General features: G+C 62.4%; 27 protein-coding genes and 1 riboswitch. Of the genes, 6 read left to right on the forward strand and 21 right to left on the reverse strand.

The features are described from left to right. Nucleotides 1-41 precede the first annotated feature (41 nt). The 16 genes from G4923_RS20445 to moaA all read right to left on the reverse strand — a co-directional run bounded on the left by G4923_RS20445 (nt 42) and on the right by moaA (nt 13,389). The gene (locus G4923_RS20445; RefSeq protein ID WP_163138140.1) at nt 42-821 is read right to left on the reverse strand and encodes an alpha/beta fold hydrolase; all 780 of its coding nucleotides are present in this window, start codon (nt 819-821) and stop codon (nt 42-44) included. Between the two features lie 70 nt (nt 822-891). Continuing rightward, nucleotides 892-1,947 carry a molybdenum ABC transporter ATP-binding protein gene (gene modC / locus G4923_RS20450; RefSeq protein WP_163138141.1) on the reverse strand — a complete coding sequence of 352 codons (1,056 nt, stop codon included), beginning with the start codon at nt 1,945-1,947 and terminating at the stop codon, nt 892-894. Continuing rightward, entirely contained in the window at nt 1,944-2,624 is a 681-nt protein-coding gene (gene modB, locus G4923_RS20455; RefSeq protein WP_106887331.1) for a molybdate ABC transporter permease subunit, read from the reverse strand. The genes modC and modB overlap by 4 nt, the downstream gene beginning before the upstream one ends. A 209-nt stretch (nt 2,625-2,833) precedes the next feature. Further along, complete coding sequence (gene modA / locus G4923_RS20460) at nt 2,834-3,562, reverse strand: molybdate ABC transporter substrate-binding protein (RefSeq protein WP_163138142.1); 729 nt, start codon at nt 3,560-3,562, stop codon at nt 2,834-2,836. A gap of 85 nt (nt 3,563-3,647) precedes the next feature. Next, on the reverse strand, nt 3,648-4,127 hold the full coding sequence (gene moaE, locus G4923_RS20465) for a molybdopterin synthase catalytic subunit MoaE (RefSeq protein WP_163138143.1): 480 nt from the start codon (nt 4,125-4,127) through the stop codon (nt 3,648-3,650). Between the two features lie 394 nt (nt 4,128-4,521). After that, nucleotides 4,522-4,767, reverse strand: a complete 246-nt coding sequence (gene moaD, locus G4923_RS20470; protein ID WP_139744239.1) for a molybdopterin synthase sulfur carrier subunit — start codon at nt 4,765-4,767, stop codon at nt 4,522-4,524. After that, nucleotides 4,764-5,258, reverse strand: a complete 495-nt coding sequence (gene moaC, locus G4923_RS20475) for a cyclic pyranopterin monophosphate synthase MoaC (RefSeq protein ID WP_163138144.1) — start codon at nt 5,256-5,258, stop codon at nt 4,764-4,766. The genes moaD and moaC overlap by 4 nt, the downstream gene beginning before the upstream one ends. A gap of 50 nt (nt 5,259-5,308) precedes the next feature. Then, nucleotides 5,309-5,815: a molybdenum cofactor biosynthesis protein B gene (moaB, locus tag G4923_RS20480; RefSeq protein ID WP_163138158.1), complete on the reverse strand. Its 507-nt coding sequence runs from the start codon at nt 5,813-5,815 to the stop codon at nt 5,309-5,311. Nucleotides 5,816-6,039: 224 nt separating this feature from the next. Further along, nucleotides 6,040-6,630 (reverse strand): cytochrome c3 family protein, encoded by a 591-nt coding sequence (locus G4923_RS20485; RefSeq protein WP_025326410.1) that lies wholly within the window; start codon nt 6,628-6,630, stop codon nt 6,040-6,042. 12 nt (nt 6,631-6,642) lie between these two features. Continuing rightward, nucleotides 6,643-7,098: a nitrate reductase cytochrome c-type subunit gene (locus G4923_RS20490; protein WP_106887336.1), complete on the reverse strand. Its 456-nt coding sequence runs from the start codon at nt 7,096-7,098 to the stop codon at nt 6,643-6,645. Further along, the gene (gene napH, locus G4923_RS20495) at nt 7,098-7,973 is read right to left on the reverse strand and encodes a quinol dehydrogenase ferredoxin subunit NapH (protein WP_163138145.1); all 876 of its coding nucleotides are present in this window, start codon (nt 7,971-7,973) and stop codon (nt 7,098-7,100) included. The genes G4923_RS20490 and napH overlap by 1 nt, the downstream gene beginning before the upstream one ends. Continuing rightward, nucleotides 7,970-8,704 (reverse strand): ferredoxin-type protein NapG, encoded by a 735-nt coding sequence (gene napG / locus G4923_RS20500; RefSeq protein WP_163138146.1) that lies wholly within the window; start codon nt 8,702-8,704, stop codon nt 7,970-7,972. Before napG ends, napH begins: the two co-directional genes overlap by 4 nt. A 15-nt stretch (nt 8,705-8,719) precedes the next feature. Continuing rightward, entirely contained in the window at nt 8,720-11,209 is a 2,490-nt protein-coding gene (napA, locus tag G4923_RS20505; protein ID WP_163138147.1) for a nitrate reductase catalytic subunit NapA, read from the reverse strand. A gap of 125 nt (nt 11,210-11,334) precedes the next feature. Continuing rightward, complete coding sequence (locus tag G4923_RS20510) at nt 11,335-11,625, reverse strand: chaperone NapD (protein ID WP_226989672.1); 291 nt, start codon at nt 11,623-11,625, stop codon at nt 11,335-11,337. 8 nt (nt 11,626-11,633) lie between these two features. Next, nucleotides 11,634-12,143, reverse strand: a complete 510-nt coding sequence (gene napF / locus G4923_RS20515; RefSeq protein WP_106887340.1) for a ferredoxin-type protein NapF — start codon at nt 12,141-12,143, stop codon at nt 11,634-11,636. A gap of 250 nt (nt 12,144-12,393) precedes the next feature. Beyond that, the gene (gene moaA / locus G4923_RS20520) at nt 12,394-13,389 is read right to left on the reverse strand and encodes a GTP 3',8-cyclase MoaA (protein ID WP_163138148.1); all 996 of its coding nucleotides are present in this window, start codon (nt 13,387-13,389) and stop codon (nt 12,394-12,396) included. Beyond that, a riboswitch (molybdenum cofactor riboswitch) is annotated at nt 13,377-13,516 on the reverse strand. Its footprint overlaps the gene before it by 13 nt. A gap of 79 nt (nt 13,517-13,595) precedes the next feature. Between moaA and narQ the strand changes: the two genes are divergently transcribed. The 4 genes from narQ (at nt 13,596) to G4923_RS20540 (ending at nt 17,424) form a co-directional block, all read left to right on the forward strand. Next, nucleotides 13,596-15,308, forward strand: a complete 1,713-nt coding sequence (gene narQ, locus G4923_RS20525; protein ID WP_163138149.1) for a nitrate/nitrite two-component system sensor histidine kinase NarQ — start codon at nt 13,596-13,598, stop codon at nt 15,306-15,308. Further along, on the forward strand, nt 15,308-15,946 hold the full coding sequence (gene narL, locus G4923_RS20530) for a two-component system response regulator NarL (RefSeq protein ID WP_005325544.1): 639 nt from the start codon (nt 15,308-15,310) through the stop codon (nt 15,944-15,946). Before narQ ends, narL begins: the two co-directional genes overlap by 1 nt. 163 nt (nt 15,947-16,109) lie before the next feature. Next, nucleotides 16,110-16,535 carry a globin domain-containing protein gene (locus G4923_RS20535; protein ID WP_163138150.1) on the forward strand — a complete coding sequence of 142 codons (426 nt, stop codon included), beginning with the start codon at nt 16,110-16,112 and terminating at the stop codon, nt 16,533-16,535. 313 nt (nt 16,536-16,848) lie between these two features. Beyond that, nucleotides 16,849-17,424, forward strand: a complete 576-nt coding sequence (locus G4923_RS20540) for an LON peptidase substrate-binding domain-containing protein (protein WP_111913686.1) — start codon at nt 16,849-16,851, stop codon at nt 17,422-17,424. 255 nt (nt 17,425-17,679) lie between these two features. Here G4923_RS20540 and G4923_RS20545 read toward each other — a convergent pair whose 3' ends face one another. Both G4923_RS20545 and G4923_RS20550 read right to left on the reverse strand, forming a co-directional pair. Then, complete coding sequence (locus G4923_RS20545; protein ID WP_163138151.1) at nt 17,680-19,761, reverse strand: ATP-binding protein; 2,082 nt, start codon at nt 19,759-19,761, stop codon at nt 17,680-17,682. Between the two features lie 18 nt (nt 19,762-19,779). Then, nucleotides 19,780-20,964 (reverse strand): FIST signal transduction protein, encoded by a 1,185-nt coding sequence (locus tag G4923_RS20550; RefSeq protein WP_163138152.1) that lies wholly within the window; start codon nt 20,962-20,964, stop codon nt 19,780-19,782. Between the two features lie 112 nt (nt 20,965-21,076). Here G4923_RS20550 and G4923_RS20555 point away from each other — a divergent pair, with 112 nt between their 5' ends. Beyond that, on the forward strand, nt 21,077-22,000 hold the full coding sequence (locus G4923_RS20555; RefSeq protein ID WP_111911329.1) for a gluconeogenesis factor YvcK family protein: 924 nt from the start codon (nt 21,077-21,079) through the stop codon (nt 21,998-22,000). A 14-nt stretch (nt 22,001-22,014) separates the two neighbouring features. Here the strand turns inward: G4923_RS20555 and G4923_RS20560 are convergent, their stop codons facing one another. The 3 genes from G4923_RS20560 to lpcA all read right to left on the reverse strand — a co-directional run bounded on the left by G4923_RS20560 (nt 22,015) and on the right by lpcA (nt 24,144). Then, nucleotides 22,015-22,350, reverse strand: coding sequence for an Hpt domain-containing protein (locus tag G4923_RS20560; protein ID WP_106887347.1), 336 nt, complete (start codon nt 22,348-22,350; stop codon nt 22,015-22,017). A 297-nt stretch (nt 22,351-22,647) separates the two neighbouring features. Further along, entirely contained in the window at nt 22,648-23,445 is a 798-nt protein-coding gene (locus G4923_RS20565) for a class II glutamine amidotransferase (RefSeq protein WP_106887348.1), read from the reverse strand. Between the two features lie 120 nt (nt 23,446-23,565). Then, a complete protein-coding gene (gene lpcA, locus G4923_RS20570) occupies nt 23,566-24,144 on the reverse strand; it encodes a D-sedoheptulose 7-phosphate isomerase (protein WP_106887349.1) in 579 nt (192 codons plus the stop codon). A gap of 257 nt (nt 24,145-24,401) precedes the next feature. Here lpcA and fadE point away from each other — a divergent pair, with 257 nt between their 5' ends. Beyond that, entirely contained in the window at nt 24,402-26,858 is a 2,457-nt protein-coding gene (fadE, locus tag G4923_RS20575; RefSeq protein WP_163138153.1) for an acyl-CoA dehydrogenase FadE, read from the forward strand. The last annotated feature ends 117 nt before the right edge of the window (nt 26,859-26,975 follow it).

Consider the following 26,975-nt stretch of genomic DNA (forward strand, 5'->3'; position numbering starts at 1 on the left):
AGCCGAACCCAAGGGTTCGGCTTTGTTGTGCCCATGCAGGCTCAGTGAGTCGCCAGGATCCGTTGCAACAGATGATTGAACCCGGCGGGATCTTCCGCGGGCCAGGCGTGATGGCCCTCCGGGGTATGGATGCTGGCGTTGGGCAGGGAGGCGAACTGCTCCACCCGTTTGGCGAGCGGCAGGTAGTCGTGACTGGTGGAGATGATGGCCACCGGCTGCCAAAGGCTACCGAGCCGGGCGCGCACCGACCAGCCGGGCAACGCCTCCAGCAGCGCACGATAAGTCTTTTTCTTGTTGCTGCGCACGAAGCGCAGCCGGAAGGTGTGGCGCACCGGGGCGAGCTCGGGACCGGGGAAGAGCTCGCGCCCCAGCCACCAGGCCAGCGGCCGCATGCCGAACCAGCGCAGCCACTTGAGGCGCATGGCATGGCGCTCCTGCTCTTTCGGCGTCTCCAGCAGAAACTCGCTGAAGCCGTTGACCAGCACCAGCCCCCGCACCTTGTGGGGCAGTCGCAGCGCCAGCTCCAGCGCCACCATGGCCCCGAGCGAGAGCCCCACCACCCAGGCGGGTTCCGGCTGCTCCCCGAGCCAGCGGGCCACGTCCGCCGCCAGGGTGGTCACATCGAAGGGGCCCTCCTGCATGCTCTGGCCGTGGCCGCGCAGATCCAGCGCCACCACCCGGTAGTGCTGGGAGAAGTGCTCGATCTGGGCCTGCCAGTCGAGGCTGGAGGAGCCAAGGCCGTGCAGCAACAGCAGCAAGGGGCCCTCCCCCGCGCTGCGCAAGGCCAATCCATGGGATTTCATTACCTGGTTGCGACGCACCCGTGCTCTCCCTCTCGACTCGATAGCGGCCACCGACGGCCTTGCTGCCCATGCTGTGGCGACACGCCCCTCAGCCCTCTCCCACCAGGCTCACTGCCTTGATGTAGGCGTAGAGGCGCTGCCCAGGCACCAGCGCCAGCCGTTTCGCGGAGCGGCTGGTGATCCGGGCCAGCAGTATCTGCTGCCCCAGCGCCAACTGCAACAGGGTTTGCCCCGGCCTAACCTCCCGCGCCTCCAGCAGTCGGGTCTCGAGGCAGTTGGAGAGGCTGGAGTGCGCTATGGGGGCGGTGGCGATCACCAGATCCCGCCCCGCCACCTTGATCTGCAACTCCCCTGTCTCGTCGGGGGCATGCTCCATGGTGACCATCAGGGTCTGATCCCCGAGTTGCAGGGTCGCCATCTGCTCCACGTCGTCGTAGTGGGCCAGGGTCGCCGTCAGCATGACGCCCACATCATCGCGACTGGCGAGGGAGAGGTCGGTGCGGGCGAAGATCTCGCTCGGCCTGCCCTGCGCCTCCAGCCTGCCGTCAGCCAGCAGCACCAGCTGATCGCACAGCAGGCTCACCTCCTCCATGGCGTGGCTCACGAAGATCATGGGGATGCCGCTTTCACGCTGCAACCCCTTGAGCACATGGGCCTGATGGATACGGCTGCGGCTGTCCAGCGCCGAGAAGGGCTCATCGAGCAGCAGCAGATCGGGCTCCGCCAGCAGGGCCCGCCCCAGGGCCACCCGCTGGCGCTGGCCGCCGGAGAGCGCGTGGGCGGGCTGCCCCAGCAGATCGGCAAAACCGAGCCGCAGCGCCAGCGCCTCGGGCTGCCAGCGCCCTCGCCCCTTGCCCGCCGCCAGCTGCAGGTTGCCAAGCACGCACAGATGGGGGAAGAGCCGGGAGTCCTGGAACACCAGCCCGATGCGGCGCGCCTCCGGCAGCAGGGCCGCCAGATCCCGCCCCTGCCAGCACAGGACGTCCGAGGGGGCGCGGTCCAGCCCGGCGATGATGCGCAGCAAGGTGCTCTTGCCACAGCCGGAGGGGCCAAAGAGGCCGAGAATGCCGCCGAGGGGCAGCGCCAGATCGCATGCCAGGGTGAAGGAGCCAAACGCACGGCTGGTCTTGAGGTGCAGGCTCATCCGAACAACCTCCGCTGCCGGCGCTGCAAGACCCCATAGACCAGCACCAGCATCACCAGGGAGAAGCCCATCAGGCCGCCTGCCAAGTAGTGGGCATGTTGATAATCCATGGCTTCCACGTGATCAAAGAGGGCGATGGAGAGCACCTGGGTCTCCCCCGGGATGTTGCCCCCTATCATCAGCACCACGCCAAACTCCCCCAGGGTGTGGGCAAAGCCCAGCGCCGCCGCCATCACGAAGCTCGGCAGCGTCATCGGCAAGATGATCTGAAAGAAGCGCTCGAGGGGCCCCAGCCCCAGGGTGGCGGCGGCCTCGAGTTCCTTGTTACCCATGTTGACGAAGGCGGAGGTAAGAGGCTGCACCACGAAGGGGAGCGAATAGAGGATGGAGGCAAACAGCAGGCCGAGGAAGCTGAAGGCCAGGGTTGTCCCGAAGGTCTCCCGCCACCAGGCGCCGAGGCCATATTCGGGGGAGAAAGCGAGCAGCAGATAGAAGCCGAGCACGGTCGGCGGCAACACCAGGGGCAGCGCCACCAGGGCTTCCACCAGCGGCCGCAGCCGGTGCTGGCTGCGGGAGAGCCACCAGGCGAGCGGCGGCGACAGCAGCAGCAGTATGACGGTAGTGCTGGCCGCCAGCTTCAGGGTGAGCCAGACGGCCAGCAGATCCCCTTCACTCATCGTTCGCCTCCCGGGTTTGAATGAGAAATGCGAAGCCATGGGGGCGAGGACATGGCTTCAGGGTCAAGCTAAACGCCGCCAGCAGATCCCCTTCACTCATGGGGCATATCCCTCCCTGGTTCGAGCAGCAACATGTTCGGCATCCTCATTACAAAGCCTGGCCGGCCCTGAGGCCGGCCAGTGGTCATGGGAGATTGGCATTCATTCCCTCATTGCGGCAAGGCATAGCCCGCAGCCTTGATCTGCTCCTGACCCGGGCCCTTGAGCCAGGCCACCAGCGCATCCACCGCCTCCCCTTTCTTCAATACCAGCCCCTGCTGCTCTATGGGCGGGTAGAAGCTGGCCGGCACGGCCCAGGCTTCGCCTGTCTTGCCCGCCTCCACCAGGTTGGCCCAGGCGACGAAGCCGAGCTTCGCGTTGCCCGTGTCCACGAACTGCCAGGTCTGACTGATATTGGTGCCGGTCAGCACTCGATACTGCTTAGGATCTATCTTGAGGTGGGTCAGGGTTGCCATGGCGGCGGTGCCATAGGGGGCGGTCTTGGGGTTGGCGATAGCGAGGTTGCCCTTCCAGCTGCGCAGGCTTGCCTCATCGGGGGCAGGTCCCCCCTTCTTCCACAGGCCGAGCTGGCCGATGGCATAGGTGAAGCGACCGCTCCCCTTGCCCTCCGCCTCCAGTTTTTGAGGGGTGGCCACGTCGGCGGAGAGGAAGAGATCGAAGGGGGCGCCGTGGGTGATCTGGGTGTAGAGCACCCCAGTGGCCGCCGCGCTGATGACGACGTTGTGGCCTGTCTTGGCGGTGAATTCCTTGCCGATGCGCTCCAGGGTTCCCTTGAAGTTGGCGGCCACGGCCACCCTGACGTCATCGGCCCGAGCGGCCCCGCTGTGCAAGGCGCCTGCGAACAGACCGAGCAACACCACGGACAACTGTTTCTTCATTCCCTGTCTCCTTGAGGCTCCGGCGTACCCGAAGCAAGTAGTGGCAAGCGCCCGCGGGCACTCGCCTGTCATCGAGCCGAGCCGGCTAGGGCGCTTGCCGCCAGCGGGCGGCGGCGGCGTCATCGCTCTGCTTCGCCTCGACCCAGCGATGAACGCCCTCGGCGGTCAGCTCTTTTTTCCAGAAGGGTGCCCGGGTCTTCAAGAAATCCATGATGAAGTGGCAGGCCTCGAACGCGGCGTCCCTGTGGGCGCTGCTCACCGCCACCAGCACGATTTGATCCCCGAGCAGCAGATCGCCGATACGGTGAATAAGGGTGCACTCCTGCAACGGCCAGCGGCCACGGGCCTCTGTGACTATGTCCGTCAGCGCCTTCTCGGTCATGCCGGGGTAGTGCTCGAGGGAGAGCCCCAAGACCTCCTCCCCCTGATTGAAGTCACGCACCTTGCCGACGAAGGTGACGATGGCGCCGCTGTCATGGCGGGTGGCGAGGCGCTCATACTCCTCTCCCAGGGAGAAGTCGGCCCGCTGCACCAGGATGCGATCCACTGTCATTATCTCGCTCATCCTCAGCCTCCGGTCGTTACTGGAAGGAGAGGGAAGAAGGCGGCTTCATCCCCGTCCCACAGCTCAGTGGTGTGATCCACTGTCGTTATCTCGCTCATCCTCAGCCTCCAGTCGTTACTGGAAGGAGAGGGAAGAAGGCGGCCTCATCCCCGTCCCACAGCTCAGTGGTGCGATCCACTGTCGTTATCTCGCTCATCCTCAGCCTCCAGTCGTTACTGGAAGGAGAGGGAAGAAGGCGACTTCATCGCCACCGCACAGCTCAGTGGTGCGATCCACGGTCATTATCTCGCTCATCCTCAGCCTCCGGTCGTTACTGGAAGGAGAGGGAAGAAGGCGGCCTCATCCCCGTCCCACAGCTCAGTGGTGCGATCCACGGTCGTTATCTCGCTCATCCTCAGCCTCCAGTCACGGGGGGGAAGAAGGCGACTTCATCGCCATCATTAAGCGGCGTCTCGAGCGGCACCAGGGTCTGGTTGACCGCCACCAGCAGCTTGCCCGATTCCAGCGCCAGAGCCCACTTGTCGCCGCGCTCGCACAAGGCCGCGCGAAGCGCTTCGGCCGTGCCATGGTCGCAAGGCAGGCGGAGCTCGTCGCAGCCCACCAGCTCACGCACTTGCGCAAAAAACAGTACCTTGATCATGCCTTCTCTCCTGCCTGGGAGCCCAGCTGGAAGTGGCCGGACTTGCCGCCCTTCTTCTCCACCAGCCTGACTTGCTCGATCACCATGTCCTTCTGCACCGCCTTGCACATGTCGTAGATGGTCAGCGCTGCCACGGACGCCGCGGTGAGCGCCTCCATCTCCACCCCTGTCTTGCCCGAGAGCTTGCAGAGGGTACGGATATGGACCCTATTGTGCTCGGGCTGGGCCTCGATCTCTACCTCCACCCGGGTCAGCGCCAGGGGGTGGCAGAGGGGAATGAGATCGGCGGTCTTCTTGGCCGCCATGATGCCGGCGATGCGGGCGGTGGCGAACACGTCCCCCTTGTGGTGCTGACCGCCGAGGATCAGGGCCAGGGTCGTGGGGGCCATGGTCACGAAGGCCTCGGCGCGGGCTTCACGTTCTGTGACCTGCTTGTCGGTCACATCTACCATGTGGGCTTCGCCGCTCTGGTTGAGATGGGTCAGGTTCATCTATTCCCCTATCGAAAAATAAGATGGATGATCCGGGAAAACTCCCGAGATCACAGATGGGACACGAAGTTGCACGGCCTGGTGCGGGCGTCCAGCTGATCCCGGATGAGCTGCTCCCAGCCGAGCTGGCAGGCGCCGGTGGAGCCCGGCAGGCAGCAGATCAGGGTGCGATTGGCGAGCCCCGCCAGGGCGCGGCTCTGCATGGCCGAGCCTTTTATCTCGGCGAAGGAGAGCTGGCGGAACATCTCGCCAAAGCCCTGTACGGTGCGCTCGAACAGCACCCCCACAGCCTCCGGCACCCGGTTCTGTTCATTGAAGCCGGTGCCGCCATTGATCAGTACCACCTGCACCGCCTCGTCGACGATCCACTGGCTCACCTGGGCCCGGATCCGGAACAGGTTGTCGGCGCACAGGGCCCGATCCGCGAGCTGATGCCCCGCCTGGGCCAAAGCCGATACCAGATAATCCCCCGAGCTGTCGTCGGCGGCGGTGCGGCTGTCGGAGACCGTCAGCACGGCGATCTTGAGAGGGATGAATTCGCTGTTTTTGGGTGCCATGTTTCTGGATGCCATAGGACAAATCCTGTCAATCATTCATTGACCACGAGAGGAGAAGAGGGGGACGCGTCACCCGGCCATGCCGGTCGGTGAATGCGCGCCGACAGGGGCGCCGCGTTGCCGGGGAGGGATTCTATCAAAAGATGTCTGGCTGAGGGGGTTAAAAGGCCCATAAAAATCAAAGGCCATCGAAGCGGCGCTATGCGCTCCGATGGCCCGGCGCCTTAGAACCCTTCCACGCCCTTCATGTCAGGCAGCTGATGCGCGATGCCCTTGTGACAATCGATGCAGGTATTCTGACCGCTTGCCAGGTTGGTGGAGTGCATCTGGGCCGCCCGCCGCCCTTGCAGGGAGAAGTCCATGTACTCGAAGTTGTGGCAGTTGCGGCACTCGCGCGAATCCGTGTCCTTCATCCGCTGCCACTCCCGCTCTGCCATCTCCCGGCGGTGGGATTCAAACTTCTCGCGGGTATCCACCTTGCCGGTCAGCATGCCCCACAGCTCCTTGGAGGCCTGCACCTTGCGAATGATCTTGTAGGTCCATTCGTGGGGCACGTGGCAATCGGGGCAGCTGGCGCGCACCCCTGAGCGGTTCGCATAGTGGATGGTGTCGCGGTACTCCACGAAGACGTTGTCCTTCATCTCGTGGCAGCCGGTACAGAACTTCTCGGTGTTGGAGGCTTCCATGGCGGTGTTGAAACCGCCCCAGAAGATGACGCCGCCGAAGAAGCCCATCAGCAGCAGCACCCAGAGGGCCGCCTTCGACGGGGACTTGAAAGTGGTCCACAGACGCTGGATAAAGCCGGGTAATTTCATCTAGTTGGCTCCTCAGTTCAGCGCTTCAACTGGTTTAAACGTATTTTCCACCAGCGGCTTGGCATCCGCTTGCGGCACGTGGCACTGCAGGCAGAAGTAGCGACGGGGTGACACTTCGCCAAGGGTCATGCCGTCGCGGGTCTCGAAGTGCGTCGGGCTGATCTTGGGGGCCTTCATCTTGCTGGCGTTCTTGAAGCTGTGGCAGGCCAGGCACTTGTTGACCTTGTTGTCCACCTCGTAGTTGCGGGTATCGTGGGGGATCAGTGGCGGCTGATGCATGTACTGGCGATCATAGAGATCCCCATCCTTGCGATAGTTCTTCATGGGGGCCGCATCTGCCTCCGTGACCAGATCCGTACTCCCCCGCTCCGACTTGATCCCCCCCGTGCTGTTGGTGATCTCGGGGGTGGCTGCCATCAAGGAGCCCGCCATCAGGCAGGCCAGCATTGCTCCAATCAGCTTTTTCATTATTTGTTCTCCGACGTTTTCTCTGCCTTGACGGCAAAACCTGTAGTGATTTCGAAAACTTGCTCCGCGCAGACATCGATGCAACGGCCGCAGTTGGTACACTCCTGAGCCACAATCAAGGGCCCGTGACCGCGCCTGGCCCCGTGAACCGGGCCGCGTAGGATGGGACGCTCCGGGCAGACCGCATAACAATCCATGCAGTTGCTGCACCGCTCACGCCCCCTGGCAGAAATCTTGATAAACCCGACCCGGTTGACCAGGGCATAGAAGGCCCCTACCGGACAGAGATGACCACACCAGCCCCGCTCCACCACCAAGAGGTCGAACAGGAACAGGGCCACCAGCAGACCCCAGCCCGCCCCCATGCCAAACAGCAGGCCGCGCATGGCCAAAGAGACCGGATTGACCAGCTCCCACACCAGCACGCCCGTGATGGCGGGCGCCACCAGCACCATGGCCAGCAGCCAGTAGCGGGTGTTGCGGTTGAACTGGCCGTTGCCCTTGAGCCCGAGCCGGGCCCTGACCCAGGCGGCGGCGTCCGTAATGAGGTTGACCGGGCAGACCCAGGAGCAGAACACCCGTCCCCCGACTAGCCAGTACCCCAAGAGCACTATTGCCGCCCCGAACCAGAGGGTGGTGATGGGCCAATGGCCCGCCGCCACCGACTGCAGCAGGGTCAGGGGATCGCTCAGCGGCACCGTCTCCAGCAATAAAGAGCTGGAGAGGTTGCCCTTGAGGATCCAGCCCCCCGCCAGCGGCCCCAGCAGGAAGAGCCCCAGCACGCCAAACTGGCTGAGGCGGCGCAGCAGCAGGAAGCGGTGAGCGCGCCACCAGCCCAGCCTGGCGCAGGCCTCGGCCCCCGGATAACGACTCATAGCCCCTCCGGTTTGCGGGTCGGCAGGGTGAGTCGCTCACCGATGAGGGACTTGCCCGCCTTGGCCTTCTCTTCCCAGCCGAGCCGGTAGTGATGACCGAGCTCACCCTTGGCGAGCCCATGGGGCACCACCTTGATGGCCGCCGTCTCCAGCACGCAGGCGTGCTCGCACTTGCCGCAGCCGGTACAGATGTCGCTGTGCACCGTGGGCAGAAACATGGCGTGCTTGCCGGTGCGCGGATTGCGTTGCAGCTCTAGGGTGATCGCCTTGTCTATCAAGGGGCAGACCCGATAACAGACATCGCAGCGCAGCCCCAGATAGTTGAGGCAGGTCTCGTGATCGATGAGCACCGCCACCCCCATGCGAGCCTGATCGATGTCGGTCATCCCCTGATCCAGGGCACCGCTCGGGCAGGCCGCCACGCAGGGGATGTCGTCACACATCTCGCAGGGGACGGCGCGCGCCTCGAAATAGGGGGTGCCCGTGGTCACGGGATCCAGCAGCCGGGCGAGCTTGAGGGTGTCGTAGGGACAGGCCAGGGCGCAGAACCCGCAGCGCACGCAGGCACCGAGGAAGTCAGGCTCCCCCAGTGCCGCAGGCGGCCGCAGTGCCTGGGCGGGCACCGCCTGCGCCTGCTGGCGGGCCACCCCGCCGAGCCCTGCCCCAAGCAGGCCCACGGAGCAGGCCCCCTTGGCAAGGTCGGCCAGGAACTGGCGACGGCTGCGACTCATCCCCCCGGCCCCGCCTTACGCCTTCATGACCTTGACGGCGCACTTCTTGTAATCCGTCTCCTTGGAGAGCGGATCCGTGGCGTCCAGGGTCAGCTTGTTGACCAGCTGGCTGGCATCGAAGAAGGGCATGAACACCAGGCCTTTGGGCGGACGGTTGCGACCACGGGTCTCGACCCGGGTCTTCACCTCGCCACGGCGGGAGGCGACTATCACCTCTTCGCCACGGCGCACGCCACGGGCCTTGGCATCTTCCGGGTGCATGAAGAGCACCGCATCCGGGAAGGCGCGATAGAGCTCGGGCACCCGGCGGGTCATGGTGCCGGTGTGCCAGTGCTCCAGCACGCGGCCGGTGGAGAGCCACATGTCGTACTCCTGATCCGGTGCCTCGGCGGCCGGCTCGTAAGGCAGCGCGAAGATCACCGCCTTGCCATCGGGTTTGCCGTAGAAACGCACCCCTTCCCCCGCCTTCACATAAGGGTCGAACCCTTCGCGATAGCGCCACAGGGTCTCCTTGCCGTCCACCACGGGCCAGCGCAGGCCGCGCGCCTCGTGGTACTGATCAAACGGCGCCAGATCGTGACCGTGGCCGCGACCGAAGGAGGCGTACTCCTCGAACAACCCCTTCTGCACGTAGAAGCCGAAGTGTTCGGCCTCGTCGTTCAGCGCTCCCTTGCTCTGCTCTTTCGGGAACTGGTTGACCTGACCGTTGGCATAGAGCACCTCGAACAGTGTCTTGCCCTTAACTTCCGGCATCTTGGCGATGAGATCGCTTGGCCACACCTCTTCCACGGTGAAGCGCTTGGCGAACTCCATCAGCTGCCACAAGTCGGACTTGGCCCCTTCCGGCGCCTTGACCTGCTGGTGCCAGAACTGGGTGCGGCGCTCGGCGTTGCCATAGGCCCCCTCTTTTTCCACCCACATGGCGGTGGGCAGGATGAGATCGGCGGCCTGGGCGGTCACTGTCGGATAAGGGTCGGAGACCACGATGAAGTTGGCCGGGTTGCGATAACCGGGCAGCCCCTCCTCGTTCATGTTGGGGCCGGCCTGCATGTTGTTGTTGCACATCACCCAGTAGGCGTTGAGCTTGCCGTCCTTGAGCATGCGGTTTTGCAGCACGGCGTGATAACCCACCTGCTCGGGAATGGTGCCTTCCGGCAGCTTCCAGATCTTCTCGGCGATGGCGCGGTGCTTGGGATCGGTGACCACCATGTCGGCGGGCAGGCGGTGGGCGAAGGTGCCCACTTCCCGCGCCGTGCCGCAGGCAGAGGGCTGGCCGGTCAGGGAGAAGGGACCCGAGCCCGGGGTGGAGATCTTGCCGGTCAGCAGGTGGATGTTGTAGCAGAGGTTGTTGGCCCAGACGCCACGGGTGTGCTGGTTGAAGCCCATGGTCCAGTAGGAGACCACCTTCTTGTCCGGATCGGCGTAAAGCTGGGCCAGTTTTTCCAGCTTGTCCTTGGAGACGCCGGAGAGCTTGGACACAGAGTCGACGTCGTAATCCGCCACGAATTTCGCGAAGTCCTCGAAGCTCATGGGAGTGGAGTCACCGCTGTCCGGGTTCTTGGCCTTCTGCTGCAGCGGATTGGTCGGACGCAGGCCGTAGCCGATGTCGGTGACCCCCTTGCGGAACTGGGTGTGCTTGTTGACGAAGTCCCAGTTCACCTTGTCGTTCTGGATGATGTAGTTGGCGATGTAGTTGAGGATCGCCAAGTCGGTCTGGGGCGTGAACACCATGCCGTTGTCCGCCAGCTCGAAGCTGCGGTGCTCGAAGGTGGATAGCACGTGCACCTGCACATCCGGGTTGGAGAGGCGGCGATCGGACATCCGCGACCAGAGGATGGGGTGCATCTCGGCCATGTTGGAGCCCCAGAGCACGAAGGCGTCGGCCTGCTCGATGTCGTCGTAGCAGCCCATGGGCTCATCCATGCCGAAGGTGCGCATGAAACCGACCACGGCGGAGGCCATGCAGTGACGGGCGTTGGGATCCAGGTTGTTGGTACGCAGGCCCGCCTTCATCAGCTTGGCGGCGGCGTAGCCTTCCCACACCGTCCACTGGCCGGAGCCGAACATGCCGACCGCGGTCGGGCCCTTCTCCTTGAGGGTGGCCTTGAACTTCTCGGCCATGATGTCGAACGCCTGATCCCAGCTGATGGGGGCGAAGTCGCCATTCTTGTCGAACTTGCCATTGGTCATGCGCAGCATGGGCTGGGTCAGGCGATCCTCGCCGTACATGATCTTGGAGAGGAAGTAGCCCTTGATGCAGTTGAGGCCACGGTTGACCGGCGCATCGGGATCCCCCTGGGTCGCCACGACACGGCCAGCCTGGGAGCCCACCAGCACTGAGCAGCCGGTGCCGCAGAAGCGGCAGGGCGCCTTGTCCCAGGTGATGGCCGTCTTGTCGGTGCTGGTAATAAGGTTCGCCGCCAGGGTGGGGGCACTGACTCCGGCCACGGCAGCGGCTGCCGCCACCGCATTGGCCTTCATAAAGTCGCGTCGACTCAGCTTCATGACATATCCTCGCATTGCTTAATCACATCAATGACAGCCATTGTCACGAGCCGCGCTGGCTCAGCGTCATGGCGCTTTATTGCTTTCTTCGGGCATCGCGAACCGCGCGGCCCAGCCTCATGGCGCTATTCCCTGCCCTCGGCTTCGACTTCATCAAACTGGTGGTAGATCAGGGCGGCAGAGAGCACGCCCGGCATGGCATTGATCGCATCGATGGCCGCCATGATGGGGCGCTGGCTGGGCCCTTCCAGGGTCACCACCAGCTTGCCTTCGTCGCTGACGGCATGGATCTCGGCCCCGTCCAGAGCCGCAATCTGCTCTGCGAGACGGTGGCGCAAGGGGGGCTGGGTCAGTACCACCAGGCTGGATACATGGAACTCTTCTCTGGTCATATGGTTGTTTTCCAACTTGCTCATCCCTTGCTTCATGTGGACGACCCCTGATGGGGGGCGCCCACCCTGATACTGCCGACCGGACAATCTGCCACGCAGGCACCACAGCCATTGCACGACTCGGTATGGATGCTGGGGGTGGGTACTCGCCCCAGCTGAGGAGAAAAACGGATGGCCTGCTGCTCGCAGCTGTCCTGACAGCGCTGGCAGAAGACCTGGGCACTGGCCAGGCAACCCGCTTCGATGTGAGCCACATAGTCCCAGGGTGTCTGCGTCGTCGGCCTGAACACAGGCGCCTGGCAGGCGCTGACGCACTCGCCGCAGAAGGTGCACTCGCCACGCTGGAAATCCACCGTCGGGAAGCCGCCGTCCCCCTTGACCAGGATCTGTTCCGGGCAGGCCGTCAGGCAGTCGCCACACCGGGTGCAATCGGCCACGAAGTCGGTCCAGGAGACAGACCAGGGCAGCTGTACCTCGGGTCTGGGCGCACTCAGTCGTCCTCGAAACAGGCTGCGGCGTGACAGATTGACCCCATCAGGCATATCAATTCCTCTTCACAGGACAGAATTCGAGCGCGGAAGCAGTGACTGGCATTTTCAATACCAATTATAAGCGTGGGTGTATATTGCGACTCTCACAAGTCCAGCGATATACCACCAGGGAGATAAACAGGGGGGATTATTGCGCTGGATCAAACCCTTGGCGCAATAAGGCAGCAGAGGGGCAAGGTAAATTACCCCTATGTGAGGATTGCTTATTAATCGATGGCTATTTTGCTCTGACGGCGAGCTCTCAGCCGCCGATGGAGGCGAGATGGGGGGTCATGCCGGCATTGCCCTCGTGCAGACGATGGGTGGCGGCCTTGCCGGTGAGCGCCTGACGGATCCGCTGTTGCAGGGCCTCCTGCTGGCTGTCGTCACCGAGCAGATCCCGCAACTCCACCCCGTTGTCACCGAACAGACAGAGGTGCAGCTTGCCCACGGAGGAGACCCGCAGCCGATTGCAACCGGCGCAGAAGTCCTTGCTGTAGGGCATGATGAGCCCCACGCCCCCCATTGACTCAGGATGCATGAACACCTGGGCCGGGCCGTCGTCCACCGCTCGCAATTGCTGGATCCAGCCATTGCCAAGCAGTTGCTCCTTGATGAGCTCGCCGCTGGTGTGGTGATCGCGAAACAGGCTGTCCATCTCCCCGGTCTGCATCAACTCGATGAAGCGCAGCTCTATGGGCTTGTGCCTGATCCAGGCCAGAAACTGATCCAGTTGCTGGTCGTTGAGCCCCTTGAGCAGCACCGCATTGATCTTCACCGACTTGAAGCCGGCGGCCAGTGCCGCCTCTATCCCCTCCATCACCTCCACCAGCTTGTTTTCGCCGGTGATCTGGTGAAACTGGCGCGGATCCAGGCTGTCGACACTGACATTGAGGGCATTGAGCCCGGCATCGAACCACTCCTGGGCCCGCTCCTTCAAGCGATAGCCATTGGTGGTCATGGCCACCTTCTCGATGCCGGGGGTATTGGCCACCGTCTCTATGATGGCGGTAAAGTCACGGCGCAGGGAGGGTTCCCCCCCGGTCAGGCGCACCTTGCGGGTGCCCATGGCGGCGAAGCCAGAGACGACGCGGCGTATCTCCTCCAGGGAGAGAAACGACTTGCGTCCCTCCTTGTTGCCATCCGGGGGGCGATAACCGTCCGGCAAACAGTAGGTACAACGAAAATTGCACACGTCGGTAATCGACAGGCGCAAATAGTAAAAGCGACGGGAAAAACCATCTTCAAGTGGCAACATAAACACCTTTCCAAATACGGGAGGCCAGGGCATTTCTTTCCTGACCCTTTCAGCTCGAACGACGGCTGACGGCGTTTTCCCCCTATCTCAATGACTTAGGCAAAAACGCTCGGAGTTCATCTAGTTTTTCGATGCTAGCACAAGTTGGAGTACACTCCCATGCTACTTTGTGGGGTCTTTGTCTGATCTGAAGGAAGCCAATCGGCATGGGAAAGTGGTTCAAAGTACACTCGGTCAGCAGCGCCATCGGCCGCTCCATGGTGCTGATCCTGTTCATGGCCAGCCTGATCGCCGTGGTGGCCATGGTCACCCTTTTCTACTCGGTACCCGATGCCAAGGCGATCAACCTGTCGGGATCATTGCGGATGCAGGCCTATCGCATGGCCTACGAAATCGAAAAGGATCAGGCCGTCCTCGGCCGACTCGACCAGTTCGAGCAGACACTGCACGCCTCCGAGTTGCAGGAGACCCAACGCTGGATCACCCCCGCCTCCCTGCGCCGCACCTATGGCGAGGTGCTGCTGCAATGGCAGATGATGCGCGAACACATCGAGAACGCCACCCCCAGCCGCTATACCGACAACACGGAACAGTTCGTCGCCGCCATCGATGACTTCGTCAACCAGATGCAATATCACGTGGAGTTCAAGGTGCGCATGCTGGCCCTGGCGGAGGGGCTGGGCTTGCTCTCCATCATCACCATCGCCTGGTTCACGGTGCGTTTCACCCGCCAGCAGGTGGTGGCCCCCCTCAATCAGCTGGTCCATTGCGCCCGCCAGATCCAGCGCCAGGAGTTCGATCTGACCCTGCCCCCCCACTGCGAAAACGAGTTGGGGGAACTGTCCGGCGCCTTCGCCACCATGGCGGACGAGCTCGGCAAGCTCTATCGGGAGCTGGAGAGCAAGGTGGAAGAGAAAACAGCCAAGCTGCAGCAGGCCAACGACACCCTCTCCTTCCTCTATTCCACCGCCCAGAAGCTGCACGCGGCGCCGCTGAGCCGGCGTACCCTGCAGAAATTGCTGGAGCGGGCCGCCGCCCACCAGCACATCGACCATATCCGGCTGACCCGCTTCGAGCACAATACCATGCCGGTCTACATCACGGGGCGCAAGGGCTGGCCCGGCGATCTGGAGGCCGTGGTGAGCTTCTATCTGCAGATGGATGATGAGGAGTACGGCCGGCTCGACATGATAAGCGAACACCCCATAGACGAGCGGCTGATGAAGAACTTCTCCATGTTGCTGGCCCAGGTGCTGCACAAGGATCAGACCCTGCTGCAACACCAGCGCCTGCTCTTGATGGAGGAGCGGGCCGTCATCGCCCGCGAGCTGCACGACTCGCTGGCGCAGGCGCTCTCCTACCTCAAGATCCAGTCCACCCTGCTCAAGCGTTCCGTCGCCAAGGGGGATAATGGCAAGGCAGAGGCCGCCATGCAGCAGATCGACGAGGGGCTCAGCAATGCCTATACCCAGTTGCGCGAGTTGCTCGGCACCTTCCGCCTCAGCATCGGCGATGCCAACCTCGGCGAAGCCATAGGCGTCATGCTGGAGCAGCTCAAGCCCCAGACCCGGGCCAAGATCAGGCTCCAATACGGACTGACCGATACGGATCTCGAGGCGGGGCAACACATTCACATCCTGCAGTTGATCCGTGAGGCAGTGCTCAATGCCATCAAACATGCCTGCGCCCAGCGCATTGACGTTAGCTGTGAGACCCTGGCTGATGGTAACATCCAGGTTCAGATTGCAGATGATGGTGTCGGAATAGGGGGCGCAAGCTCGGCGGTGAATCACTATGGTCTTAGCATCATGAACGAGCGTGCCAGCAAGTTGCACGGTCAGTTGACCATCAGTGAACCGCCCTCCGGGGGCACCCGTGTACACCTGACCTTTCCCACCAGCCTAACAAGAGACGCCTGATGGACGAGATGAAATATAGTGTTCTGGTCGTAGATGACCATCCCCTGATGCGCAAAGGCATTGTGCAACTGCTGGAGCTGGAAGATAACATCGAAGTGATAGGTGAGGCTTCTAACGGCACTGATGCCGTGGCCATGGCCAAGGAGTCGGAGCCGGACCTCATCCTGCTCGATCTCAACATGAAGGGCTTGTCCGGCCTCGATACCCTCAAGGCCCTGCGCGCCGAAGAGGTCACCTCCCGGGTCGTGATCCTGACCGTCTCCGACGCCCGCCAGGACGTGGTTGCCCTGCTCAAGGCCGGTGCCGATGGCTACCTGCTCAAGGACACCGAGCCCGACATGCTGTTGGGCCAGCTGGCCGATGTCATGACCGGCAAGCAGATCCTGAGCGAGCCGCTGCGCCCCTACCTCGAGAACATCTACGAGCTGGATCACCTGCAGCAGAAGCTGGAAAGCCTGACCCGCCGCGAGATGCAGATCATGCGCGAGATTGCCAAGGGTCTCTCCAACAAGCAGGTAGCCTCGGTGCTCCACATCTCGGAAGGTACCGTCAAGGTACACGTCAAGAGCCTGCTGAAAAAGCTCGAGGCCCAGAGCCGGGTGGAAGCCGCCGTCATGTACCTGGAGCAGCGCAACTAAGCTCCCGTTACGCGCTCCATCTCATGCCAGTCAAGGCCCCGCCATCCCGGGGCCTTTTGCTGGCTGCCTCCCTCCCCCGCCTCACAAAACGTCACCGTCCCCCGCATCTTATTGAGCAAATGAATTATTATGTTCAGGAGACAGCACATGGAGGGCGCACGACATGACATCCGAACAGATCGAGCTGGTACAAAGGGCCTGGGGCAAGGTCACTGCACTGAACAACACCTATGTTCAGGAGGTATATGCGGAGCTGTTCCGACTGTCGCCGGAATTGATCAACCTCTTTCCCGATCCTGCGGGAATGCCGGTCGCCAAGGTGTCGTATACCCTGAATACGGTGATCACCAGCCTGGAGCAACTGGATGCCTTGAGCTTCATCATCCGGGATCTCGGCAGGCGGCATCAAAAGTTCAAGGTGCAGTCACACCAGTTCGCCCTGTTGAAACAGGCATTGACCCTGGTGCTGGCACGTCGGTTGGGGGAGCATTTCACACCAGCGCTCTCTGATGCCTGGTCACAGATGTACGACGAGATAGCCGACCTGATGCTGGAAGGGCTCAGTCAGCCCACCGAATCCGTCGCCTAGCCGCCTCTGCCATCACGCCCGCGAGATCCTGCCGCTTAAGATGGACGGCAGATACGCATTTTGCAGGGGAATCATTTGCAATATGCGAACTCTGCCCCATTCTGCAGGTGGGGCATGTACGAGCCCCTACAAGGCCACCTGAATCCCTTCCTGAGCTGTCCCGTCCCTGCCATTCAATCAAATCTTAATAGCTTGATTACTAATGGATATTTAAATTATCGGCCTCATTTTCCTGCCGTTTCTCCATTTTCCCCGAGCTCTGGCACAGTCACTGCATTGTCATATCCAGATGCAACTTATCGGAGGATGGAACATGAAACTTCAACACCTGGCACTGTTCCCCTTGCCCTCACACATATTGCCGGGCGGGAAACTCCCCTTGCGCCTGTTCGAGCCTCGCCACCTGCAGATGCTCAAGGAGTCCTTCGTCGATGATCGGGGCTTTGGCATCGTCATGGAAGAGACCACCAGCACGGGCACCTGCGGACGCATACTGCCGGTCGGCACTCGTGTCAAAGTGACTGATTTCTATACCCTCAACGATGGCCTGCTCGGGGTCACAGTGCTCGGTCTTGAACGTTTCTGCATCCATGAAATGGAAACGGATGGATCCGGATTGCGTCACGCTCAGGTGGAAACCCTGCCCAACTGGCCGAGCGCGCACTCGGACTTCAGCGACAAGCAGCTGGTCAGCAGATTGCAGGAGGTATTTGAACAATATCCGGAACTGGATGAGCTCTACCCGGACAAGCAGTTCGACGATGCGGCCTGGCTCTGCCAGCGCTGGCTCGAGATCCTGCCCATGCCGATCTATGAGAAACAGATGTTGATTGCCAAACAAAACAGTGAAGCGGCGCGCCAGTTCCTGCGCCGACTGATCGCACAGTGAGTCAAGAAGTGGTTTGCAAAATGCGAAAATAACGACTGACAATTCTTACAATGAAACAAGACATTTGCATTTTGCAACCAGCAGCAGCCATAGAAAACAGATAACACGGCTGCAAGCCGCAATAACATGTCATGAAAAGTTGGCACGACTTTTTCATATAAGACCGTACAACCCGATTTATCCCGTGCTCTCTTCAGTATTTGCTGAAGAATTGGTCAACCACCAGGTTGACCATTTTTTTTACCCAAAATCGGGCTACGGGAGCCGGCAATGGCGCAGCAAACAGCTGCGCAGCCGGGCCAGGCTGATGGGCTTGGCCAGAAAATCGTTCATCCCCTGGGCCAGACAACGGGCCCTGTCCTCCGTCATGGCATTGGCCGTCAGCGCCACTATGGGAACCTCGCATCCCATGGCTCGCAGACGACGGGTGGCCTCCAGCCCATCCATCTGCGGCATCCGCATATCCATCAGGATGAGATCCGGTCGCCGCTCGCCGACCTGTGCCAGCGCCTCCAGGCCATTGCTTGCCAGCCTCACCCGGCACACCAGCTTTTGCAGCATGAGTGACACCACCAGCTGATTGACCGGGCTGTCCTCCACCACCAGCACATCCAGATCCAGCATGGAGACCCCCTCGATGGCGGGGTTGGTCGACGCGACGCAAGGTGAGGCCATACCGGGCAGCTCGAACCAGAAGCAGCTGCCCTGCCCAGGGGCGCTCTGCAGGCGGATGTCGCCGCCCATGAGTTGCACCAGCCGCCGGCAGATGGCCAGCCCAAGCCCGGAGCCGGAGAAGCGACGGGTGGCCGAGCTGTCGACCTGATAGAACGGCTCGAACAGCAGCGCCTGATCCTCGGGGGAGATGCCAATCCCGGTGTCGCTGACCGACACCCTCAGCCGTTCATCCTGCCACGCCAGCGCGAGCCGCACGCTACCGGCGGCGGTAAATTTCACCGCGTTGCCGAGCAGGTTGCCGATCACCTGGGACAGGCGGACGGCGTCCCCCTGCAGATGGGACGGCACCTCCTCATCCAGCTGCCAGTGCAGCGCTATGCCCTTGGCGCTGGCCTGCGCCTGCAGCGGCTCAACCAGGGCCCGGCACAACTCGGCGGGTTGAAAGGGCTCGCAGTGCAGTGCCAGGGTATGGGATTCAATCTTCGAGAAGTCGAGCACATCGTCGATGATGGTCTGCAGCAGATGGGCAGAGTGGGTGGCGTGGCCGAGCAGGGTCTGCTGCGGGGTCTCGAGCCGGCCATGTTGCAGCAGATCCAGCATCCCCAGCACCGCATTCATGGGGGAGCGGATCTCGTGGGTCATCATGGCCAGGAACTGGGACTTGGCGCGGTTGGCACTCTCGGCCTCATCCCGCGCCCGCGCCAGCTCCTGCTCGCGGCGGATCTGGTTGCCAATCTCCCGCGCCGTGCCTCTATAACCGATGAAGGCGCCGTTGGCATCATGGCAGGGCTCGGCATTGATCTCCATCCAGCAGGGGCCGCTCGCCAGCGTCACCTGGGCGCGCATCGCCCGCACCGGCAGATGGCGAGCTATCTGGTGCTGATACCTGCACCAGGCGGGATCCTCTTTATCGTGGGCAAAGTCATAGAGGCTGCGCCCCGCCTGGCGGACAAGCGCCTCCCCCTGATAGCCGGGGGCAGAGACATAGCTCAGCCTGTGCTCGGGATCCGTCTCCCAGAACCAGTCGGACGCCATGGCGGCAAAGCTGCGAAAGCGTTGCTCGCTGGCCTGCAAGGCGAGGGTCTTGAGGTCGACCTGCTCCTGCAGGCGGGCTCTATAGGCAATGTTGACCAGCGCCTGGGAGATGAGCGGGCGACAACGCTGCATCGCCGCCTTACTCTGGAGATCGAAGGTACCCGCGGCACTGTGCCGGCAGATGAGCACCCCGGAGAAGCCCGGCGCCTGCAAGCCCGTCATCATGACGCTGGCCCAGCCCGCCGCCCCCGCCAGGGAGGCCAGCTCGGGCAACTGGGCCGGATCATAGATGACCAGGGTCTCACCTGCGATGGCGCGGGAGAAGAGCGGCGTCAACGGCCAGGTGCGGCCGACCTCCCCGGGTTGGGTGCTCAGATGGGTGGTGCCGCGCGTGCTTTCCCAGGCGACCACATCAGCCTGTTCGAAGCCGATGAAGGGCTTGAGCGCCAGAATGAGGCTGTCCAGCACTTGCTCCAGGCTCTTGGCCTGTGCCAGCGTCGCCACCCCGCACAGCAGGGCCTGTGACTCCTGGCGATATCTGGCCTCCCGCTCTCGGCAACGCATCAGCTCCACCAGCGTGGTTTGCAGCTTGTCGCCCAGGGTTTCGAGTTCGCTATTACCTATCATCTTGTGTCCAGCACCTTGTCAGTTCTCGAGGAAGATTACGCTCGATACCATGAGGTTGCCATGCGCCAGCTCACCGTGGGGCAATCGCCCCTGCTCGCCGAAGGTGAATGGCGTGATAAAGGGGATCTCCCCCAGCCGTTCACTGAAATGGCCGACGACATCGCTGAGCGAATCTCCCAGCGCCAGACGGCAGCCCGCGCAGAATACCACCAGAGCGCCTATGGGCTGCAGGTTCCCCGCCATGCCATATTCGGGTTCGATGCGCACCGCATTCAGGCTGCGCTGAAGCAGGCCCTCCTGACTGCTGTACATGAGTTGCAGCCTCTCTCCCAGCCGGGTTTCGGTAAAGAGGCGCAACCCTTCCCGCTCCGTCACCGCCTCGGGGTGGGAGAGCTTGTAGTAGGGCATCTCATCCAGGGTCCCGACCTGGCGGGCCAGCGGGGAGAGGGTCGTCTCCCGCAAAATGGGACCCACAGGCCAGGGGAGCTGGCGCTCTGTCCAGCGGGCATAGACCCGGGCCGCAGGTTCATTGTCTATGGTCAGCACCTCGCGGCCATCCAGCGCGGTAATGGTGCCATGGCGCTCGGTGGGCACATAGCCGGAGTGGAACTGGAAGGCCAGCTGGCAATCGGGATAGAGCACAGCCACCACGCAGCCCTGGCGACCCTCCCCCTCATCCCAGCACAGCTGCCACTCGCCGCTGACACTGTCGTCCGCCGCCGACCCGCCGACGACGGGAACCGTCGCCCCGAACTCGGCATCTATGCCCGCCAGCACAGCCTCTTCCTGCCCAGGGCTGGTGTGCAGCAAGATGAGTTGCGGCAACTCGCCGGGACGCCCGCCATCGGCGATGGCGCGGCGCAGCAACTGGCGCACATCCAGCTCGTCTCCTGCCTGACCGGCCACGCCGTAGGCCCCCTTGTCGTCATAGAGGGCCGCCACTGCCAGACTCCAGCCCAGCCGGCCATGATGGCCAGCCTGGGTCAGGATACCGCCACAGGAGCTGCAGCCGATGAGCCGGGTATGGGGGAAACGGGCCTTGAGCGCACGGCGCAGTACCGCGGCATCGTGTGCTTGGGTAAAATAGACCAGCAACAGCGACGGGGAATGAGGTGATTGAGCGAGCAACCGTTCAGCTATCTGTTGGGCGGCCAGCGGGGTCGTCTCGGCAAGAGAGTGAGCCGTCAGGAAGTTCAACACCATCTCCTAGTGGTATGTGATGCCGGGGCATCAAGCAAAAATCATACCTTTATCAAACAATTACCTGGCCAGGCGGGCTAAACTGATGCGCACTGGCCTCCCACAGGATGACTGCATGTGGCAGAAAAATATCAATGACTTCGACCGGGTCGTCGCCATCGGCGGTGGTCACGGCATGGGCCGGGTGCTCTCTTCCCTCTCGTTTTTAGGCACTCGGCTGACGGGCATAGTCACCACCACGGATGATGGCGGATCCACCGGACGCCTGCGCAAGAGCCAGGAGTGCATCGCCTGGGGCGATCTGCGCAACTGCCTCAATCAGCTGGTGACCGAGCCCAGCATCGGCAGCCAGCTGTTCGAATACCGCTTCACGGGTCGCGGCGAGCTGGCGGGTCACAACCTCGGCAACCTGATGCTGCTGGCCCTCGACAACCTCTGTGTCCGTCCCCTGGATGCCATCCGGCTCATCAGCGACATGTTGCACATAGCGCCCAGCCTGCTGCCCATGTCCGAGCACCCCACGGATCTGTGTGCCCACACCGTCTGTGGCGATCAGATCCTGGGGGAAGTCTCCATCGATCAGCTCACCACGCCGCCACGGGCCCTGAGCCTGAACCCGGTCGTGCCCGCCACCCGCGAGGCGATCGACGCCCTGAGCCAGGCCGACATGATCATTCTGGGGCCCGGCAGCTTCCTCACCTCCATCATGCCGCCCATGTTGCTGAGCGAGATCGCAGAAGCGATCCGCGGCAGCGGCGCCATCGTCGTCTTCATCAGCAATCTGGTGGCCGAAAACGGGCCAGCTGGCAAGCTGACCCTGCCCCACCAGCATCGCTGGCTGGAAGAGCGGATCGGCCAAGGGCGGATCGATGCCATCCTGGCCCCCGAAGGCCATGGGGCCCCGGAGCTGCAGCATTGCCTGGTTCAGGCCAGTCTGGGTGAGGCGGCCCTGCCCCATCGCCACGATCGCCTCAAGCTTCGACAGGCGCTGGATGCGGTGATACTGAGCTGGTACGCAGAGCGTGACAAGGCGGGCTAATCCGCCAGTGCGATCTAGTGATACTTGGCCAGATGGGAGAAGACCTGCGGCAGGGAGTGCTCGAGCTGTTCGAGCAGACGGCCGGCCTCCTCTGCATCCTCCCGGCGACAGGCGAGCTCCAGCGCCATCACCTGCCGATAGCTGGGCTCGGCACCGTAACTGCCACAAGAGGACTTCATGCTGTGGGCGAGGCGGGCCAGGGCGGTCCAGTCCCGCTGATCAAAGAGCGGCCTGAGCTGGGCAAGTTGCCCGCCCACCTCCTCGACAAACACCGAGATGACGACCGGCATCATGTCGTGACCTATGTCATCTGCCAGTTGTCTCAGCACTTTCTGATCCAGCCACTCCATCTTCCCTTCCCTATGATGGTATTCAAACAGACCACAATATAGCCGACCCGCACACCGGCTGTCACCCGCTCTGCGGCGAGAGTCGGTTGAAGCGGTGTGCCGCCATCAGAATGTGAGCCAGTTCAAGTTATCAACACACAGTCTCAGGCAGGAAAGAGATAAATGTTGTCACAAAATTAACAATGACATAACAATGCAGGTCATGAGAATGATGCGGCTCAGCAACACCTCTCTCATCCCTTTTTGCCTGTATGGCTGCTGCGAAGAACCAGGGTAGGATTCTACCCTGGTATTTTTTTATTGGCGGGTCAGCAGCTTGGCTGCATTGCCGTATTCCAGCTCACCCAGCCTGAACAGGCAGAACTCCCCGGGCGCCATCTTCACCCAGCTCTCATTGCCGGTGAGCGGGCGGGTGGCTATCAGGGTCACCACGTCATTCGGGGTGGTCTCGCTCTGGAAGTCGATGGCCACATCTTCATCCAGCAGACGGGCCTCGCCAAAGGGGGCCCGGCGGGTCAGCCAGTAGAGGTTGTTGCTGCAATAGGTCATCACGAACTCCCCATCCGACAGCAGCATGTTGAATACCCCGAGTCCGCGCAGCTCGTCGCACAGGGTCGCGAGATAGCGGAACATGGCGGGGAAATTGGCCGGACGCTTGGGGTATTTCTGCTCCAGCCTGTCGAGCAGCCAGCAGAAGGCGTGCTCGCTGTCGGTGTCCCCCACAGGACGGTGGCGCCCGGTCCGCAACCCCTTGTAGCCGGTCAGCTGGCCGTTGTGAGCAAAGGTCCAGTAGCGTCCCCACAGCTCGCGGGTGAAGGGGTGGGTATTCTCCAGCGACACGCATCCCCGGTTGGCCTGCCGGATATGGCTGACCACGGCGCGACTCTTGATAGGCAGCGCCTGCACCAGCTTGGCGATGGGTGACTGGGCACTGGGTTCGGGATCCTTGAAGGTGCGAAAGCCTCGCCCCTCGTAGAAGGTGATCCCCCAGCCATCCTTGTGGGGGCCCGTCTTGCCGCCCCGCAGCATCAGCCCGGTAAAGCTGAAGCAGATGTCGGTCGGCACATTGGCGCTCATGCCGAGCAGTTCGCACATGTCCAGTCCACTCCCTGAATTAATTGATCATCTCTGCGTCAATCAGCGAACTTAAGCTGGATGCGAGGCGCCAGGATCGGTCATCGGCCCCCGGCAGCCCCACCCGCCCTCTTTCTCTGATTACTTGGCCATCTCTTTTTCGACCAGCTGGATCAGGATGTGAATGATCTTGATGTGCACTTCCTGGATGCGGTCGGCATAGCCGAAGTGCGGCACCCGGATCTCGACATCGGCCAAGCCTGCCATCTTGCCACCGTCCTTGCCGGTCAGGGCAATCACCTTCATACCCTTGGCACGGGCGGCTTCGATGGCTTTGAGGATGTTGCCGGAATTGCCGCTGGTGGAGATGCCGAGCAGCACGTCGCCACGACGGCCGACCGCTTCCACGTAGCGGGAGAAGACATAGTCATAGCCAAAGTCGTTGGAGACGCAGGAGAGGTGGCTGGGATCGGAAATGGCGATGCCGGCATAACCGGGACGGTTCTCGCGATAGCGGCCGGTCAGCTCTTCGGCAAAGTGCATGGCGTCGCAGTGAGAGCCGCCGTTGCCGCAGGAGAGCACCTTGCCCTCTTCCTTGAAAGAGTCAGCCAGCAGTTTGGCGGCCGCCTCTATGTTCTTCAGATTTTGCTCATCGGCCAGAAAGGCCTGGAGCACGCCGGCAGCTTCGGTCAATTCATTGCGGATAAGTTCTTGGTACATGGCGTCTGATGTCTCTTTGTATCGTCCAACATAGGGTTTTGCATTGTCGCACAAGCCAATCCAATCGTCGCCCCCCCGCCCGCCAAGATGCGGCCCCGGTACGTTAGGCCGATCACGGTGTCAAGGTAACGAGCTTGTAAACATCTTGATAATTTTGTGCACATGAATTACAACAGGGGCCACATCCAACAGGTCAGACCTCTGGATCAGTTAACCCACGTTTCCCCAACTTCGGCAACTCATGCAAGGAGCGAAAAATGACGACGACCCTCACTCTGTTCGGGGTGATCCTGGTGATCGGCGCCATGGCTTACCGCCGGGCGTCACTGTTCACCTCCACGCTTGCCACGGCCGCCGCCCTGGTCGCCGGCGCCCTCTATGGCCATGTGCCCCTGCTGGTGTGGGTGCTGTTCGCGGTGATCGCCATCCCGCTCAACCTGGTGGAGTTTCGTCGCAACCAGCTGACCAAACCCCTGTTCAAGATCTACAAGTCCATCATGCCGGAGATGTCCCGCACCGAGAAGGAAGCCATAGAGGCGGGTACCACCTGGTGGGAAGCGGATCTCTTTGCCGGCAACCCGAACTGGAAGAAACTGCACGCCATTCCGGTCAGCGTTCTGTCAGCCGAAGAGCAGGCCTTCATGGACGGCCCGGTTGAAGACGTGTGCCGCATGGTCAACGACTGGGAAGTGACCCATGAGCGGGCCGACCTCTCCCCCGAGGTGTGGCAGTACCTGAAGGACCACAAGTTCTTCGCCATGATCATCAAGAAGAAGTACGGTGGCCTGGAGTTCTCCGCCTACGCCCAGTCCTGCGTGCTGCAAAAACTGTGCGGCGCCAGCGCAGTGCTCGCCTCCACCGTCGGCGTGCCCAACTCCTTGGGCCCGGGCGAGCTGCTGCAACACTACGGCACCGAAGAGCAGAAAGACCACTACCTGCCGCGCCTGGCCGTCGGCAAGGAGATCCCCTGCTTCGCCCTGACCAGCCCGGAAGCGGGCTCGGATGCGGGCTCCATTCCCGACTTCGGCATTGTCTGCAAAGGTGAATGGGAAGGGGAAGAGGTGCTCGGCATGCGCCTGACCTGGAACAAGCGCTACATCACCTTGGCCCCTATCGCGACTGTGCTGGGGCTGGCCTTCAAGCTGCGCGACCCGGATCACCTGCTGGGTGAGGAAGAGGAGCTTGGCATCACCTGTGCCCTGATCCCCACCGACATCAAGGGCGTCGAGATAGGCCGCCGTCACTTCCCCCTCAACGTGCCGTTCCAGAACGGGCCGACCAAGGGTAACGATGTGTTCGTGCCGCTGGACTTCATCATCGGCGGCCCGGCCATGGCCGGTCAGGGCTGGCGCATGCTGGTCGAATGCCTCTCGGTCGGTCGCGGCATCACCCTGCCCTCCAACAGCACGGGCGGCGTCAAGATGCTGGCCCTGGCCACCGGCGCCTACAGCCGCATCCGTCGCCAATTCAAGTTGCCCATCGGCAAGATGGAAGGCATCGAAGAGCCGCTGGCGCGCCTGGGCGGCAACGCCTACATCATGGGTGCCGCCGCCAAGCTGACGGTGACCGGCATCGATCTGGGCGAGAAGCCGTCCGTCATCTCCGCCATCGTCAAGTACCACCTCACCGACCGTGCCCAGAAGTGCATCATAGATGCCATGGACATCCACGGCGGCAAGGCCATCTGCATGGGCCCGAACAACTATCTGGCCCGTGGCTATCAGGGTGCGCCCATAGCCGTCACGGTAGAAGGCGCCAACATCCTGACCCGCAGCATGATCATCTACGGTCAGGGTGCCATCCGCTGCCATCCCTACGTGCTGCCGGAGATGCTGGCCGCCAGCCATCCGGATCAGGAAGTGGCCCTCAAGCAGTTCGACAAGGCGGTGTTCAGCCACGTCGGCTTCGCCATCAGCAACCTGGTGCGCAGCTTCTGGCTGGGCCTGACCGGCGCCCGCTTCGCGTCCGCCCCCTACAGGGATCAGACCAAGGGCTACTACCAGCAGCTCTCGCGCCTCAGTGCCAACCTGGCCTTCCTGTCCGACATGGCCATGGGCACCCTGGGTGGCGAGCTCAAGCGCAAGGAGCGGGTCTCCGCCCGCCTCGGCGACGTGCTGAGCCAGCTCTATCTGGCCTCCAGCGCCCTCAAGCGCTATCAGGATGAGGGACGCCAGCAGGCCGACCTGCCGCTGCTGCACTGGGCACTGCAAGACGCCATGTTCAAGGCACAAGAAGCCATCGACGAGTTGCTGCGCAACTTCCCGAATCGCTGGATTGGCCTGGCCCTGCGCGTCATAGTGCTGCCGCTGGGTCGCGACATGAAGCGTCCCTCCGACAAGCTGGACAGCCAGGTTGCCCGTCTGCTGCAGACCCCGAGCGCCACCCGCGACCGTCTGGCCGAAGGGCAGTACCTCACCCGCGAAGAGGGCAACCCCTTCGGATTGCTGGAGCAGGCCCTCGATGACGTGCTGACCGCCGAGCCGCTGTTTGACAAGGTGTGCAAGGCAGAGGGCCGCAAGCGTCCCTTCACCCAGCTGGACAAGGTGGCAGACGCCGGCCTGGCCCTTGGCGTCATCAACCAGACCGAGGCCGACTTGCTGCGCTGTGCCGAAGAGAGCCGCCTGCGCACCATCAACGTCGATGACTTCGACCCCATCGATCTGGTGGCCAACAAGGCGCTGTTTGAAGCGTCCGCCTATCACAGGGCAGCTTGATGCCATGAATGCCAAAACGCCTCCCTCGTGGAGGCGTTTTTCATGCTGGCATCTGCCCGGCAACCCCGGATGGAGAAAGAGCAACCAGCTGGATCATATTTTGGATATCAATCCGTT

This window comes from Aeromonas rivipollensis (genome assembly GCF_010974825.1).
In the GTDB taxonomy this organism is placed as follows: Bacteria; Pseudomonadota; Gammaproteobacteria; order Enterobacterales; family Aeromonadaceae; genus Aeromonas; species Aeromonas rivipollensis.